Source organism: Kitasatospora sp. Root107 (assembly GCF_001424875.1).
Taxonomy (GTDB): domain Bacteria; phylum Actinomycetota; class Actinomycetes; order Streptomycetales; family Streptomycetaceae; genus Kitasatospora.
Window position 1 is genome coordinate 405,312 of the sequence record NZ_LMCT01000001.1, and the last position, 15,190, is coordinate 420,501.

At 72.1% G+C, this 15,190-nt stretch carries 11 protein-coding genes and 1 riboswitch; of the genes, 2 read left to right on the top strand and 9 right to left on the bottom strand.

The window, feature by feature from the left end; all coding sequences use genetic code 11:
* Positions 1–36: 36 nt before the first annotated feature.
* The 3 genes from eno to ASC99_RS01795 all read right to left on the bottom strand — a co-directional run bounded on the left by eno (position 37) and on the right by ASC99_RS01795 (position 3,863).
* Positions 37–1,326, bottom strand: a complete 1,290-nt coding sequence (eno, locus tag ASC99_RS01785) for a phosphopyruvate hydratase (RefSeq protein WP_057227355.1) — start codon at positions 1,324–1,326, stop codon at positions 37–39.
* 196 nt (positions 1,327–1,522) lie between these two features.
* Positions 1,523–2,236 (bottom strand): transglycosylase family protein, encoded by a 714-nt coding sequence (locus ASC99_RS01790; protein ID WP_057227357.1) that lies wholly within the window; start codon positions 2,234–2,236, stop codon positions 1,523–1,525.
* A 5-nt stretch (positions 2,237–2,241) separates the two neighbouring features.
* Positions 2,242–2,392: riboswitch (cyclic di-AMP (ydaO/yuaA leader) on the bottom strand.
* Between the two features lie 211 nt (positions 2,393–2,603).
* Positions 2,604–3,863 carry a cytochrome P450 gene (locus ASC99_RS01795; protein ID WP_057228011.1) on the bottom strand — a complete coding sequence of 420 codons (1,260 nt, stop codon included), beginning with the start codon at positions 3,861–3,863 and terminating at the stop codon, positions 2,604–2,606.
* A gap of 160 nt (positions 3,864–4,023) precedes the next feature.
* On the opposite strand from ASC99_RS01795, the gene ASC99_RS01800 reads away from it, so the two are divergent.
* Positions 4,024–4,431, top strand: coding sequence for an SDR family NAD(P)-dependent oxidoreductase (locus tag ASC99_RS01800; protein WP_057227359.1), 408 nt, complete (start codon positions 4,024–4,026; stop codon positions 4,429–4,431).
* A 159-nt stretch (positions 4,432–4,590) separates the two neighbouring features.
* Here the strand turns inward: ASC99_RS01800 and ASC99_RS01805 are convergent, their stop codons facing one another.
* The 5 genes from ASC99_RS01805 to ASC99_RS01825 all read right to left on the bottom strand — a co-directional run bounded on the left by ASC99_RS01805 (position 4,591) and on the right by ASC99_RS01825 (position 10,509).
* Positions 4,591–5,577 (bottom strand): MazG family protein, encoded by a 987-nt coding sequence (locus ASC99_RS01805; protein WP_057227361.1) that lies wholly within the window; start codon positions 5,575–5,577, stop codon positions 4,591–4,593.
* A gap of 28 nt (positions 5,578–5,605) precedes the next feature.
* Positions 5,606–6,247 (bottom strand): SurA N-terminal domain-containing protein, encoded by a 642-nt coding sequence (locus ASC99_RS01810; protein ID WP_057227363.1) that lies wholly within the window; start codon positions 6,245–6,247, stop codon positions 5,606–5,608.
* 139 nt (positions 6,248–6,386) lie between these two features.
* The gene (locus ASC99_RS01815) at positions 6,387–7,838 is read right to left on the bottom strand and encodes a serine/threonine-protein kinase (RefSeq protein WP_063856952.1); all 1,452 of its coding nucleotides are present in this window, start codon (positions 7,836–7,838) and stop codon (positions 6,387–6,389) included.
* Positions 7,835–8,341 carry a hypothetical protein gene (locus ASC99_RS01820; protein WP_057227365.1) on the bottom strand — a complete coding sequence of 169 codons (507 nt, stop codon included), beginning with the start codon at positions 8,339–8,341 and terminating at the stop codon, positions 7,835–7,837. The genes ASC99_RS01815 and ASC99_RS01820 overlap by 4 nt, the downstream gene beginning before the upstream one ends.
* 71 nt (positions 8,342–8,412) lie before the next feature.
* Positions 8,413–10,509, bottom strand: a complete 2,097-nt coding sequence (locus tag ASC99_RS01825; protein ID WP_200948259.1) for an N-6 DNA methylase — start codon at positions 10,507–10,509, stop codon at positions 8,413–8,415.
* A 181-nt stretch (positions 10,510–10,690) separates the two neighbouring features.
* Here ASC99_RS01825 and ASC99_RS01830 point away from each other — a divergent pair, with 181 nt between their 5' ends.
* Entirely contained in the window at positions 10,691–11,293 is a 603-nt protein-coding gene (locus ASC99_RS01830; RefSeq protein ID WP_057227367.1) for a DUF4352 domain-containing protein, read from the top strand.
* 76 nt (positions 11,294–11,369) lie between these two features.
* On the opposite strand, the gene mfd is transcribed toward ASC99_RS01830, so the two are convergent.
* Positions 11,370–14,984, bottom strand: coding sequence for a transcription-repair coupling factor (gene mfd, locus ASC99_RS01835; RefSeq protein WP_057227369.1), 3,615 nt, complete (start codon positions 14,982–14,984; stop codon positions 11,370–11,372).
* Between the last annotated feature and the right edge of the window lie 206 nt (positions 14,985–15,190).

A 15,190-nucleotide genomic window follows, 5' to 3' on the forward strand; every position in this document is an offset into this window, starting at 1 on the left:
CAGCCCCCGGTGTCTCAGGCCTCGTACTTGCTGTGCCTACTTGTCCGCAGAGCGGAACCGCGGGAACGCGCCACGGCCGGCGTACTCCGCGGCGTCGTCGAGGATCTCCTCGATGCGCAGCAGCTGGTTGTACTTGGCGACGCGCTCGGAGCGGGCCGGGGCGCCGGTCTTGATCTGGCCGCAGTTGGTGGCGACGGCGAGGTCGGCGATGGTGACGTCCTCGGTCTCGCCGGAGCGGTGCGACATCATGCAGCGGTAGCCGTTGCGCTGGGCCAGCTCGACGGCGTCCAGGGTCTCGGTCAGCGAACCGATCTGGTTGACCTTCACCAGCATCGCGTTGGCGGTGCCGGTCTCGATGCCACGGGCCAGGCGGACCGGGTTGGTGACGAACAGGTCGTCACCGACCAGCTGGACCTTGTCGCCCAGCTCGTCCGTCATGGCCTTCCAGCCGTCCCAGTCCTGCTCGTCCAGCGGGTCCTCGATCGAGACCAGCGGGTACGCGGCGACCAGCTCGGCGTAGTACGCGATCAGCTCGGCGGAGGAGAGCGCCTTGCCCTCGAACTGGTAGGCGCCGTCCTTGAAGAACTCGGAGGCGGCGACGTCCAGGGCGAGCGCGACGTCCTTGCCCGGGGTGTAGCCGGCCTTCTTGATGGCCTCGACGATGAGGTCGAGGGCCTCGCGGTTGGAGTCGAGGTTCGGCGCGAAGCCGCCCTCGTCGCCCAGACCGGTGGAGAGGCCGCGCTCCTTCAGCACGCCCTTGAGCGTGTGGTAGACCTCGACGCCCCAGCGGACGGCCTCGGAGAAGGACTCCGCGCCGATCGGCGCGATCATGAACTCCTGGATGTCGACGTTGGAGTCGGCGTGCGACCCACCGTTGAGGATGTTCATCATCGGGACGGGCAGCACGTGCGCGTTCGGGCCACCGAGGTAGCGGAACAGCGGCAGGTCGCTGGCCTCGGAGGCGGCGTGCGCCACGGCGAGCGAGACGCCGAGGATCGCGTTGGCGCCGAGCGAGGACTTGTCCGGGGTGGCGTCCAGGTCGAGCATGGCCTGGTCGATCAGCCGCTGCTCGGTGGCGTCGTAGCCGACCAGCTCCGGGCCGATCTGCTCGATGACGGCCAGCACGGCCTTCTCGACACCCTTGCCGAAGTAGCGGTTCTTGTCGCCGTCGCGCAGCTCAAGAGCCTCGAAGGCACCGGTGGAAGCACCCGACGGGACGGCGGCACGGCCGGTGCTGCCGTCGTCCAGACCGACCTCGACCTCGACCGTGGGGTTGCCACGGGAGTCGAGAATCTCACGGGCTACGACGACATCAATGGACGGCACGAGGCATCTCCTTGACGGAAGCGGGATCTGTTGTCGTTACGACCAGAGCCTAACCGCACCGGAGCCCGGGGCCACGCTGACCTCGGTCCCGTCTCACCGTGTGGCCCGGCTACTCATCGGTAGTTCACCTGAATGACCGTAAACGGGGTCGTACCGGAACAAGTTGGTACGACCCCGCGCTGACGGTGTGTCGGCGTCAGCCCAGCTTGAGGACCTGACCCGGCAGGATCAGGTCCGGGTCACCGCCGATGACGGACTGGTTGGCCTGATACACCTGGTGCCAGTTCAGACCGTTGGCGGCAGCGATGCCGGAGAGGGTGTCACCCGACTTGACGGTGTATCCGCCGGCGGCCGGCGCCGTCGGCGCGGCGTGCTTCGGCGCGGTCACCGTCGGCGCGGCCGACTTCGGGGTCGCGGGCTTCGGAGCGGCCGCCACCTTCGGCGTGGTCTGCTTCGAGGCTTGCGGCGCCGGGGCGCGGGTCTCCGAGCGGGAGGCCTTACCGCCTGAGGTGTCCACCGCGGCGGCCGAACCACCCTTGGACAGACCGGCCTTGACCGAGCAGACCGGCCAGGCGCCCGGGCCCTGGGAGGCGAGCACCTTCTCGGCGACGGCGATCTGCTGGCCCTTGCTGGCCTGGTTGGCCTGCCCGGCGTACTGCTGACCGCCGAACGCCTTCCAGGTGCTCGGGGTGAACTGGAGTCCGCCGTAGAAGCCGTTCCCGGTGTTGATGCTCCAGTTGCCGCCGCTCTCGCACTGGGCGACCTTGTCCCAGATGTCGACCGGGGCGGCGTGCGCGCCGGTGGCGGTCAACAGCGGGAGTGCGATGCCGACGCCCGCGATACCCGCGACGGCGATGACCTTCTCGGCCTGCGTACGACGACGATGACGGCCCGAACCGATGAAGAGCATGAAGAAGTCCCTCTCCGCACGCCTGCGAGGTGAGCTGTCGGGTTCGGACCGGGAGGTGGCCCGGCCGCCACTGCTGGCGGCTTCACCCCAAGCCGTGGGGGACGGCGACTTACCTGGGTCCCCCGCCCCTGCCCAAGGGTCTGGTCGGTGTCCCGGCAGCGCGGCGGGCAGGATTCGGCGTTCCGCGCACGGGGTTCGCAGCTGCGAACACCAGGGAGAGTAAGCAGATGACCCGATGGATCACAAGCTTATGTCGAACACATCACACGGAAATCACGCCAGACTGTCGATCGTCCACAAACCGTACTGGTATGTCCGGATTGATGCGTACTCAGATCACACCCGATCAGATCTGACCGACACGCCGTCAGCGCGCGTCGGCGCTCTCCGGCGTGAACGACACCGGCAACTCCCGCAGCCCGCGCATGATCAGACCGCCCCGCCAGCGCAGCTCCTCGGGGTCGGCGGCCAGTTGGAGGTCGGGCAGCCTGGTCAGCAGTGCGGCCAGGGCGAATTGACCCTCAAGCCGGGCCAGCGGGGCGCCGATGCAGTAGTGGATGCCGTGGCCGAACCCGAGGTGCGGATTGTCCTTGCGGGCGAGGTCCAGGGTGTTCTCGCCGGCGAACCTGGCCGGATCCCGGTCGGCTGCCGCCAGCACCACCAACACCGGGTCGCCGACCGGGATGTCCACGCCGCCGACGGTCAGCGGCTCGGTGGCGAACCGCCAGGTGGCAAGCTCCACCGGGCCGTCGTAGCGCAGCAGTTCCTCCACCGCCGTGGCCAGCAGCGCCGTCTCGCCGCGCTGCACCGACTCCTGCAGCAACGCACGTTGGGCCGGGTTGCGGAGCAACGCGTAGGTGCCGTTGCCGATCAGGTTGATGGTGGTCTCGAAGCCGGCGAACAGGAGGATGAAGGCCATCGCCGCGGCCTCGTTCTCGGTCAGGTGCTCACCGTGGTCACTCGCCCTGATCAGACCGGAGATCAGATCGTCGCCCAGGTCGGCCCGCTTGCGGTGGATCAGCTCCAGCAGATAGGTCCGGATCTTCTTCACCGCCCGCCCCACCCCGCCGCGCTGTCCGCCGTGGTGACGGATCATCGCGCCCGCCCAGTCCCGCAGGTCGTCCTGGTCCTCCGGCGGCACGCCGAGCAGGTCGCAGATCGCGTAGATGGGGAGCGGGAAGGCGAACTCGTGGATCAGGTCGGCCGAGCCACGGGCCGCGAAGTCGTCGATCAGCCGGTCCGTCAACTGCTGCACCCTGGGCTCGAACTCCGCGACCCTGCGCGGCGTGAACGCCTTCGACACCAGCCGCCGCAGCCGGGTGTGGTCCGGCGGGTCGATGTTCAGCAGATGCGTCATCAGATCCGCCTGCCGCTCGCCCGGGATGCCGACCCGGCCGGTCTTGTGCGCCTGCCCGCTGTGGTGCGCCGGGTTCTTCGACAACCTCCCGTCCGCCAACGCCTGCCGGGCGTCCGCGTACCGGGTGACCAGCCACGCCTCCACTCCGCTGGGCAGCGTGGTGCGGTGCACCGGCGCGTGCTCGCGCAGCCACGCGTACGCGGGGTAGGGGTCGGCGGCGAACTCCCAGGTGAAGAGTTCCGGCTGGGGGTTTCGGTACGTTTCCGGCATGTCGTGCACCGTAACCTGCCAGAGGAGGAGTGAGCTGGGTCACCTGGCGGGTAATTGCTCTTGCGGAGGATCGTGGCGTGCTTACGATCCTCCGATACGGTCTCGGTGGACGCCGGTGCGGCGTGCTCCACCGGGCGTAGCTCTCAGGGAGGAGCAGGCCATGCGGGTAGCCGGGGCAGTGGTGGTCATCGCGGTGCTCGAAGGCGGTTCAGGCATCGGCCTGGCCCGTCGGTTCGCGGCGGCCGGCGCCGCCGGCATGCTGATCGCCGACCAACGCCCCGGGGTCGCCGAGGACCTCGCCACCGAACTCGACCGGCCCGGCTGCCCCGTGGTCGGCGTCAGCGGCGACGCCCGGCAGCCCAGCGACGTGGCCGCGCTGGTGGCCACCGCCGCGAAGCACCTCGGCCCGATCGACCTGTTCTGCGTGGCCGGCCCCGACGGCGAACGCATCCTCGCGCTGGCCGAACTCCCCGACCACCTCGACCCGCTGGCCGAACTCCTGGCCCAGATCGGCGACGCCATCAGCGAGGTCATCCCCCGCCAGCGGGGCGTCCAGGTCTCCCACTGAGCTCGACTTCTTGCAGCTCCCGAGGTTGCACTATCCAGGGGCTCGGGGAACTGCGAGGAGATCTGGCGTGCGGGTCAAAATGCGAAAGTGCCTGACCATTCACGCACGGATCACCTTGCACGAGGTCGGCGTCGCAGTTCCCCGAGCCCCTGGTGGTGCCTACTTCTCGGCTGAGCGGACGTCGTCGCGGTAGGCGCGAGCCGCCGTGCGGAGGGCTGCGTCGATGTCCACGTCGGCGTCGTAGGCGCGTTGGGCGACCGCGAGGAGCAGGCGGCCCGCCGACTCCGGGGTGAGCTCGGCCGGGAGGGTGTACGGGGCGTCGGGGACGGCGGTGAAGCGTGCGCGGCGGACTCGGGAGACCAGCTTGGCCGCATAGGCGAGTGCGGGCAGCCCGGCGGGGACGCCGTCCAGGATGGAGTCGCGCTGCTTCTCCGCGGCCTTGAGCTGCTCCCAGTTGGCCTCGACCTGGGCGGACCCGGTGGCCTCGACGTCACCGAAGACGTGCGGGTGGCGGTACATCAGCTTCTCCACGATGTCGCCCGCGACGTCGTCGATGGAGAACGGCTCCTCGGTGTCCTCCTCGGCGATCCGGGAGTGGAAGAAGACCTGCAGCAGGACGTCGCCGAGCTCCTCGCGGAAGGTCTCGCGGTCGCCCTCCTCGATCGCCTCGACCAGTTCGAAGGTCTCCTCGACCAGGTACTTCACCAACGACTCGTGGGTCTGCTCGGCGTCCCAGGGGCAGCCGCCGGGCGAGCGGAGCCGGTCCATCACCGAGGCCAGGTCGAGCAGTCGGGCACCGGGCAGGTCGTAGGAGCCGGGCAGCACCTCGATCTCGGGGACCTGGCCGGCCTCCTCGACCGCGATCCGGGCGAGGGCGTCGGTCAGCCCGGGGTCGCCGTCGATGCTGCCGAGCCAGACCACGGTGCCCTCGGTGCCGGTGAGCAGCCGGGCCAGCGCCGGGGCGGTGCCGCGCTCGACGAGTTCCACCTCGACGCCGGCCTGGCGTACGGCGGGCAGTTGCGGGTGGTCCGGGTCCGCGGCGAGGACCCGGGCCGCCCCGTGCAGTGCCTGCCAGGCGGGCCAGGAGAGCAGGCCGGGGGCGACCCGGTGGGTGGTGGTGAGCAGGATCAGCTTCGGAGTGTCCACCCTCCGAACCTACCTGGCCCGGCCGGGGTCAGGCAGCGGTGGCCGCGGGCTGCCGGAGCCAGTCGGAGACGGTGTTGGTGAGGCCGATCTGCCGGACGTCCCACTGGCCGTAGCGCGGGTTGACCTCGATCTTCAGCTTGGCCCCGGCGTCGGTGAGGGCGGCCCGGATGGCCGCGTCACCCTCGGCGCTGCGGGCGTCCTTGCCCTGAGCGGCGGCGAGCTTCTTGATGCCCACCTGCTGGCGGTAGAAGGCGGTGACGTCACCAGCCCGGACGCTCTGCTTGAACAGCAGGTCGCGCTGGAGCTCGGCCATGCCGCCGAGCATCTTGGCCTCGCTCTCCCTGGCCTCGTCGATCTCCCCGTCGGTCACCGTGAGTTGACGGTCCGCCAGGGCCTTGGCCACCACCTCGTTGAGCACCAGGTCGGCAACCGTACGCCGCACCAACTGGGACCGCTCGGTGGTCCGCCCACCGCCCGACTCGGCCGCCATGGCATCCCGCACCCCAGTCACCCGGGACTCGACCGCCGCGATGGAGATCTGTTCGCCGCCGACCACGGCTGCCGACCCCTGGTGGGGTGCCCCACTGCCACAGGCGGCCAGGGCGGCCCCGGCGAGCAGGACGCCGACGGCGGTTCGGCCGTGGCGGAGCGCGGTGCGGGTGCGGATCACGTGGGGCTCCCGGGAGTTGTGGGGTGCGCGTGGTTCTCCTGACGGTGCACAGTCTCCAAGCTCCGGGACGTTTGGCCAAGAGCATCGGCACGGGCCAAACGGCTTTACTTCGGTCGATTCCGGACCAAGGTGGCCGCGCTCAGCTGTTGGCGTACGGGTTGCCCCGGACCGGGGTGGGCGGCGGGGTGGCCGAGCCGAGACCGTTCAGATGGGTGCGCAGCCGGAGGACGTCCGGGTGGTGCGGGCCATGGCTCCGTTCGCGCTCCAGCAGCAGTTCCAGCAGCCACTGCCAGGCGCCCTCGCGGTCACCCAGCTGGACGCGCAACAGGCCGATCTGCTCCCGGAGTTCGAAGCTGCGCTCGGGGTCGGCCCCGGCGTCGGCGAGCAGCTGCCGGTACTCCGCCAGCGCCTCCCGGTAGCGCCGCTGCTCGCGCAGGGTGCGGGCGTAGATGGTCCGGACGGTCTGCACCAGCGGTGCGGCGTCGCCGAGTTGGACCCGGGCCCGGGGCAGCAGCCGGCCGGCCAGTTCGGTCACCTCGGCGTACCGCCGGGCGGCGACCAGGTCGGAGAGTTCGGCGAAGGCACCGGTGAGATCGTCCACCGGAGCGGCGGGTGCCGGGACTGCGGCGGACTGCGGCCGGTGGGACTGATGGGGCTGGTGCGGGTACCGGTACGGCCGGGTCGGGTCAGGCAACGGGCCGACTGGGGGCTGGAGTTCGGCCCCGGCGGCCGGGAGCAGCGGCAGCAGCCGGGCGTACACCTGGCCGGCGTCGGCCGGGCGGTCCTCGGGGCGCTTGGCGAGCAGGTCGAGGACCAGCGTCTCCAGCACGGCGGGCACCTCGGGGCGGAGGGTGCGAAGGGCGGCGGGCGGCTCGTCCACGTGCCGCCGGAGCACCCCGAGGGCGGTCGGGGCCCGGAACGGGGCCTCCCCCGCGAGCATCTCGTGCAGCAGGCAGCCGAGCGCGTAGAGGTCGCTGCGCGGGTCGGCGGTGCCGGCCAGCGCCTGCTCGGGGGCCATGTAGGCGGGGCTGCCGATCGGTACGCCGGTCAGGGTCAGCCGGGTCGCGTCGGTGTCCAGGGCGGTGGCGATGCCGAGGTCGAGCAGCACCACCCGGCCGTCCTCACGGACCATCACATTGCTCGGCTTGAGGTCGCGGTGCACCACGGGGACGGCGTGCACGGCGGCCAGCGCAGTGCACAGTTGGGCGGCCACGGCGACCGCCCAGACAATCGGGAACGGCTCCTGCTCGGCGATCAGATCGGCCAGGCTGAGGCCGGGCACGCGCTGCATGACCAGGTAGAGCTCGCCGCCGTCCTCCCCCGCGTCGAAGACCGTGACCAGGCCGGGGTGGTCGAGCGCGGCGGTGACCCGGCACTCGCGCAGGAACCGGCGGCGCAGCTCGTCGCTGCGGCTGGCGGTGGCGTCGGCCCCGGTGCCGTCGGTGGAGTTGAGCAGGTCGGTGCGGAGCAGCTTGACCGCGACCCGGCGGCCGAGCCGCTCGTCGTGCCCGGCCCAGACCTGGCCCATGCCACCGTGGCCGATCTTCTCCGCCAGCCGGTAGCGGTCGGCGATCAACCGGGAGACGGTCACCGGCTGCCGTCCTGGGCCTGACGGCGCAACAGTTCACCGAGCTGCTGCAGGTCGTCCTGGGTCGGCGCGGACGCCTGCGGTGCGGGCTGCGCCGGTGCTGGTAGCGGCGGGGCCGGCGGGGCGGCCGGGTACTGCGGCGCCGGGTACCAGGCGGCGGTCTGCACCGGCGGGACGGTCTTCGGCGTGCCCCAGCCGGACCGGGAGTCGAGCACCAGGAAGTGCACCGGCGCGCCGAGCCAGAGCGCCAGCAGGGCGAGGCCGCCGATCAGGCTGAAGACGTCCTGGCCGTCCGGCTTCGAGAGTCCGACGCTGACGTACAGGGTGAGTTGGAGCAGCACGAACACGACCGCGCCGAGCACGTCCACCGCCCGCCTGCGGCGCAGCGCCAGCACCAGCGAGGGCACCAGGCCGAGCAGCCCGAGGCTGAGCAGCGGAACGAGACAGAACAGGATCTTCGGCCCGACCCGGAACGGACCCGGCGCGCCGAACTGCTGACCTGCCATGCGGACTCCCGTACGAGGACTGAACGTTCCCGCACACGGTACCCTCCGCCACCCCCAACTGCCGGACGGTCTCAGGGTTCCAGGGTGCCCGCCGCCAGCCCGTCGGTCAGGCCCTGGGTGAGCGTCCTGGCCAGCCCGGTGGCCTGCTGGAGGGCGGCCTCGAAGTCGGCGATCCGGCGGAAGGCGGCGCCGAGTTCGCGCTGTCGCTCGACCGGGAGCCGGGGCAGCTCGAACCGGCGGATGTCCAGCCGGGTGGTGCCGGACGCGTAGCTGCTGGCCCGCCGGGTGGCGTCGGTGGCCCGCAGCAGACCGGCCAGGTGGTCGGGGTCGAGCTGCGCCGGGTCGGGGCGCAGCAGGTGCACCCGGGCGCCGAGCGCGGCGCCGTCGTACGGGTCGCCCGGCCGGACCACCCGGGCGGCGGCGGTGGCCAGCGCGGGCACCAGGACGTCCCCGGGGCGAGCGGTCGGCACCGGCCCTTCGGCGGCCGAGGCGGCGGTCGGCGGGTGGCCGTTGATCAGGTCGTGGTCGGTGAGCAGCGCGGTCTCCCCTGAGCCGAGCGGCGTGCGGGCCGGAGCGCCCTGGCCCGCCGGGTACACCTCCAGGGCGCCGGACCTGGCGAGTTCGCCGACCGTGACGGTCGGGACCGTCCCGGCCCCGGTCACCGGGCTGACCCGGGGCAGCAGGGCGTCCGGCTCGGCCAGCGCGGCGAACCGTTCGGCCAGCCGGAGTTGAAGGTGGGTCAGCCCGTCGGCGTCCCCGGCCGGCGCGGCCGGCGGGAGGTGGCGGGCCGGGGACAGGTCGGTCTCGTCGTCGAGCAGGTCGATCGCGGGCACCGCCCGGTGCACGCCGGGCCGGTCGGCGGGCAGTACGGTACCGGCCGTGGCGGCCGCGTCGAAGCCGCGCCAGGCGTCCAGCACGGTGCGGTGCAGCTGCGGCCAGTCGATCCGGTCCCGGCCACCCTCGCCCGGGGCGGCCTGGACGGCGTCCAGCAGCAGCACCTGGCGGAAGTCGTCGCCGGGCGCGGGCCTGCGCAGCACCCACAGGTGCAGCGGCACGCCGTACGGCGGGGCGGCTCCGGCGGGCAGCGCGACCACCGCGCGCAGTGCGCCGCTGCGCAGCAGTTCGGCCCGGACCCGGCGGCCCGCCCGGCGGGAGGCCACGGTCGGCGGCAGCAGCAGGGCGGCCAGGCCGCCCGGTGCGGTGTGCGCCAGGCAGTGCAGCACCCAGGCGAGTTCGGACTCACCGCGCGGCGGGACCACCCCGGCCAGCCAGCGGCTGTCGTACTGGAGCTCGTCGTGACCCCAGTCGCGCTCGTTGTACGGGGGCTGGCAGAGCACCGCGTCGGCGAGCCCGCCGGGGTGGGCGTCGGCCCGCAGGGCGCTGCCCGGGCGCAGGTCCAGGCCGAGCGGGCTTGGGGTGTCGGCGGGGGTGTGCAGCGCCAGCCGGAGCAGGGCCAGCGCCCCGAGCACCGGGTCGGCCTCCTGGCCCGACCGGTGGGCCGCGCCGGGCACCGCGAGCAGCAGGGCACCGAGGCCGCAGGCCGGATCGAGCACCGAGGCGGGCTGCCCGGCCAGCGCGCCGAGCAGCGCTGCGGCCTCCGGCGGGGTGGGGCTGAGCTGACGGCTGTTCGCCTCGGCGTGCCGGGCCAGCAGTTGCTCGTACGCGGCCACCGGGCCGTGCTGTCCGGCCAGCCGGGCCAGCATCCTGGCCAGGTCGAGGTAGGTGGCCCCGGCCAGGGTGGGCAGGTCGAGCAGGCCGGGGGCGTCCGGGCCGAGGGTGCTGACGGTCAGTCGGCGCAGCTCCCGGGGCAGCGCGGTGGCCAGCGCGGTGTCGGGTTCGCCGGCCAGCGCGGGCCAGGCGGCCGGGGCGCGGTGCAGCAGCAGCAGGAAGGCCCCGGCGGCCGGGACGGCGCCGGCCGGGTGACCGGCCGGATCGCGCAGGGTCTCCAGCTGACGCCAGGTCTGCTCGATCAGCGGCAGCTCGGCGATCTTGCCCTGCCCCTGCAGCCACCGTTCGACCTGGTCGAGCCGGAAGGTGGGGCTGCTGTCGCTGCCACCGACCGGGCGCGGGAAGTCGGGGTGGCGGCGGCGCCAGTTGCTGACGGCGGCTCGGCCGACCCCCGCCAGCCTGGCGATCTCGACGGCGGTCACCTCGGGGCGGTCCGGCATCTGGGCTCCTTCGGGGCGGGGTGTGACCACACAGCATAGCGATCGACCCCCTGACGTCGCGTTCACGCGTGAACAGAGAGCTTTCGTGAATCAGTGTTGACATCGTTCACAGCAGATGATGTGATCTACCCATCGCAAGCGGCAGTCGCCGCGAAGCAGCCCGAGACCCTGGGAGTTCGACATGGCCATCGCCACCACCACCCGCCGCCGCGCCGCCCTGCTGCTCACCGCCGGTCTGGTCGTCCTCGGCGCCACCGCCTGCACCGACACCAAGCCCTCGGTCTCCACCGAGGCGAAGCCGGCCGCCACCGCCTCGGCCGACGGCAGCAAGGCCGCCGACCCGGGCAAGAGCGCGGAGGGCGCGAAGGCTGCCGCCAAGCTCGGCGACACCATCGCCCTCAAGGGCAACCTCGCGGACACCACCGCCGACGTCACCGCGGTGAAGCTGGTCGACAACGCCGAGGGCGTCGACGAGTTCAGCAAGCCGGCCGACGGCAAGCGCTTCGTCGCCATCCAGTTCCGGATCAAGGCCACCGGCAAGGGCTACAACGACTCGCCGTCCAACAGCGCCAAGCTGATCGACGCCCAGGGCCAGGCCTTCAACACCAGCCTGGACGACACCAAGGCGGGCCCGTCCTTCGCGGCCGGCACCACCATCGCCGCAGGCGAGAGCGGCCTCGGCTTCCTCACCTTCGAGGTGCCCGCCGACGCCAAGCTCGACAAGGTCCAGTTCACCCTGGACAGCGGCTTCGCCCCGCAGACCGGTCAGTGGAAGCTCGGCTGACAGCCCGCCCGGAAACACCACGGCGGCCTCGGGCACCCGGCCCGAGACCGCCGACGCGGCGCACCACTGCAGACAGCTACTTCTTCGCGCCCGCCAGGTCGTCGAACATCGTGGTCAGGAACTCCCGGCACCAGTCCAGCAGTTCACGCCCGACCAGCGGCTTGCCGCCGATCCGGCCGGTGGCCGGCCGGGGCACCAGCAGCTGCCGGGCGGTGGCCTTGACCTGGCTGCGCGGGTAGATCCGGTTCAGCCGCAGCTGCTGCGACTCGCGCAGCTCCACCGGCCCGAACCGGACGTTCGGCCCGGCCAGCGTGATGTCACCGATCCCGCAGCGCCGGGCGTACAGCCGCAGGGCCGCGACCAGCAGCAGGTTCTCCACCGCTTCCGGCAGCTTGCCGTAACGGTCCGTCAGCTCCTCGCGGACCTGGACGATGTCCTCCTCGGAGTTGACCGCCGCGATCGAGCGGTACGCCTGCAGGCGCAGCCGCTCGCCGGGGGCGTAGTCGTGCGGCACGTGGGCGTCCACCGGCAGCTCGATCTTCACCTCCAGCGGCTCCTCCTCCGGCTCCGCACCGCCACTGGCCAGCGAGTCACGGAACTCCGCGACCGCCTCGCCGACCATCCGCATGTAGAGGTCGAAGCCGACGCCCGCGATGTGCCCGGACTGCTCGCCGCCGAGCAGGTTGCCCGCCCCGCGGATCTCCAGGTCCTTCATCGCCACGTACATACCCGCACCCATCTCGGTGTGCTGGGCGATGGTGGCCAGGCGCTCGTGCGCGGTCTCGGTGAGCGGCTTCTCCGGCGGGTACAGCATGTAGGCGTAGCCGCGCTCGCGGCCACGGCCCACCCGGCCCCGCAGCTGGTGCAGCTGGGACAGGCCGAAGGTGTCACCGCGCTCCACGATCAGGGTGTTGGCGTTCGAGATGTCGATGCCCGACTCCACGATGGTGGTGGAGACCAGCACGTCGAACTCCTTCTCCCAGAAGTCGACCACCACCTTCTCCAGCAGGTTCTCCCCCATCTGCCCGTGCGCGGTGGCGACCCGCGCCTCGGGCACCAGCTCCTTCAGCCGGGCGGCCGCCTTGTCGATCGACTCGACCCGGTTGTGGATGTAGAACACCTGGCCCTCGCGCAGGAGTTCACGCCGGATCGCGGCCGAGATCTGCTTCTCGTCGTACGGGCCGACGAAGGTCAGCACCGGGTGCCGCTCCTCCGGCGGCGTGGTGATGGTGGACATCTCCCGGATGCCGGTGACCGCCATCTCCAGGGTGCGCGGGATCGGGGTGGCCGACATGGTCAGCACGTCCACGTTGGCCCGCAGCTTCTTCAGCTGCTCCTTGTGCTCGACGCCGAAGCGCTGCTCCTCGTCGACGATGACCAGGCCGAGGTCCTTGAACTTCGTCTCGGAGGAGAACAGCCGGTGGGTGCCGATCACCACGTCCACCGAGCCCTCGAACAGGCCCTCAAGGACGGCCTTCGCCTCGCTGTCGCTCTGGAACCGGGAGAGTGCCTTCACCACCACCGGGAAGTTGGCGTACCGCTCGGCGAAGGTGGAGAAGTGCTGCTGCACCAGCAGCGTGGTCGGCACCAGCACGGCCACCTGCTTGCCGTCCTGCACCGCCTTGAACGCCGCCCGGACCGCGATCTCGGTCTTGCCGTAGCCGACGTCGCCGCAGATCAGCCGGTCCATCGGGACCGACTTCTCCATGTCCGACTTGACCTCGGCGATGGTGGTCAGCTGGTCGGGCGTCTCCGCGTACGGGAACGCGTCCTCCAGCTCGCGCTGCCAGGGGGTGTCCGGGCCGAAGGTGTGACCTGGCGCCGCCATCCGGGCCGAGTACAGCTTGATCAGGTCCCCGGCGATCTCGCGCACGGCCTTCTTGGCCCGCTGCTTGGTCTTCGCCCAGTCCGCCCCGCCGAGCCGGTGCAGGGTCGGGGCCTCGCCGCCGACGTACTTGGTCACCTGGTCCAGCTGGTCGGTCGGCACGAACAGCCGGTCGCCGGGGTGGCCGCGCTTCGCGGGCGCGTACTCCAGCACCAGGTACTCGCGGGTGGCGCCCTGCACGGTGCGCTGCACCATCTCCACGTACCGGCCGACGCCGTGCGCCTCGTGCACCACGTAGTCGCCGGCCGCCAGGGCGAGCGGGTCGATCGCGTTCCGGCGCCGGGAGGGCATCCGGCGCATGTCCTTGGTGGAGGACTTCTGGCCGGACAGGTCGGTCTCGGTGATCACGGTCAGCTTGAGCTGCTCGTCCACGAAACCGTGCTCGATCGAGCCGCAGGAGACGTACACGACGTCCCGGGTCGGGGCCTCGGCCAGGTCGGCGACCAGCCGGGCCGCGATGCCCTCGCCGGCCAGCACCTCGGCCAGCCGGGAGGCCGGTCCGTGGCCCTCGGTCACCATGACGACCCGCCAGTCGGCGTTCAGCCGCTCCTTGGCGTCCGCGATGGCGCGGGCGGTGTCGCCCCGGTACGCCTCGACGGCGTGCATGCCGAGGGTGAGGGTGTTCGCGTCGAACTCCAGGATCTCCGTCACGCTCGAGTCGCTGGTGGCAAAGGGACTGACGGACCACCAGGGCAGCCCGACCTCGGCCGCGTGCTCCCGGACGTCCGCGAGCGACCAGAGCGAGGCCGCCGACACGTCGATCATCTCGATGTCGATCGGCCGGTCACCGCCACTCGCGGCCGCCACCCAGGAGGCGTGCAGGAACTCCTGACTGGTCGCCACCAGGTCGGCCGCCCGGGTCCGGACCCGCTCCGGGTCGCAGACCACCGCGACCGAGCCGCTCGGCAGCACGTCGAGCAGCAGCTCCATCTCGTCCACCAGGACCGGCGCCAGCGACTCCATGCCCTCGACCGCGATCCCCTGGGCGATCTTGTCCAGGATCTCGGCCAGCTCCGGGTGACGCGCCGCCAGCTCGGCGGCCTTGGCCCGCACCTCGTCGGTGAGCAGCAGCTCACGGCAGGGCGGCGCCCAGAGGCCGTGTTCGGCGATCTCCAGCGAGCGCTGGTCGGCGATCTTGAAGAACCGGATCTCCTCGACGTCGTCGCCCCAGAACTCCACCCGGAGCGGGTGCTCCTCGGTCGGCGGGAAGACGTCCAGGATGCCGCCGCGGACGGCGAACTCGCCGCGCTTCTCGACCAGTTCGACCCGGGAGTAGGCAGCGGCCGCGAGCTTCCTGGCCACCTGCTCCAGGTCGTGCTGCTCACCTCGCAGCAGCGCCACCGGCTCCAGCTCGGCCAGCCCCTTCACCTGCGGCTGCAGCACCGAGCGGACGGGGGCCACGATCACCTGCACCGGCCCGGCCGCCGGGTCGTCGGCGCGCGGGTGAACGATCCGGCGCAGCACCGCGAGGCGGCGGCCGACGGTGTCCGAGCGCGGTGACAGCCGCTCGTGCGGCAGCGTCTCCCACGCGGGGAACTCCGCGACCGCGTCCGGCGGCAGCAGCGAACGCAGGCTGGCCGCCAGGTCCTCCGCCTCCCGGCCGGTGGCGGTCACCGCCAGCACCGGGCGGCCGCGCTCCCCCGCCTTCCCGGCCAGCGACCGGGCCAGCGCGGCGATCGCGAACGGGCGGGCGGCGGGCGGTCCCACCAGGTCGAGGTGCTGCCGCTGCCCGGCAGCCGCCGCCTCGATCGCCTCGGCGAGGGCGGCGTCCCGTACGACGACATCGAGCAGTCCGGACAGGCTCATACTTCTCGGCTCCACGGCTGGAATGCCCAGGCGCCGGAGCGACCGGCCGGGCAACGCGAACAGCCCGAAACGCGGAGCGCCCCGGGGGTCTCCAGCCTACGCCGACGGGGCACCCGCCGCCGTGAGCAACCGCAGCGGAGATCAGGGCAAGCCGGGGCGTTTCCCCGAAGACCCGGCACCCCACAGATCACGAACTCGACATATTG

What these genes read in the sequence shown, in the direction of transcription:
- ASC99_RS01790 (WP_057227357.1), bottom strand. Translation starts at nt 2,236, where the DNA reads ATGCTCTTCATCGGTTCGGGCCGTCATCGTCGTCGTACGCAGGCCGAG.
- ASC99_RS01795 (WP_057228011.1), bottom strand. Translation starts at nt 3,863, where the DNA reads ATGCCGGAAACGTACCGAAACCCCCAGCCGGAACTCTTCACCTGGGAG.
- mfd (WP_057227369.1), bottom strand. Translation starts at nt 14,984, where the DNA reads ATGAGCCTGTCCGGACTGCTCGATGTCGTCGTACGGGACGCCGCCCTC.
- ASC99_RS01825 (WP_200948259.1), bottom strand. Translation starts at nt 10,509, where the DNA reads ATGCCGGACCGCCCCGAGGTGACCGCCGTCGAGATCGCCAGGCTGGCG.
- ASC99_RS01830 (WP_057227367.1), top strand. Translation starts at nt 10,691, where the DNA reads ATGGCCATCGCCACCACCACCCGCCGCCGCGCCGCCCTGCTGCTCACC.
- ASC99_RS01800 (WP_057227359.1), top strand. Translation starts at nt 4,024, where the DNA reads ATGCGGGTAGCCGGGGCAGTGGTGGTCATCGCGGTGCTCGAAGGCGGT.
- ASC99_RS01820 (WP_057227365.1), bottom strand. Translation starts at nt 8,341, where the DNA reads ATGGCAGGTCAGCAGTTCGGCGCGCCGGGTCCGTTCCGGGTCGGGCCG.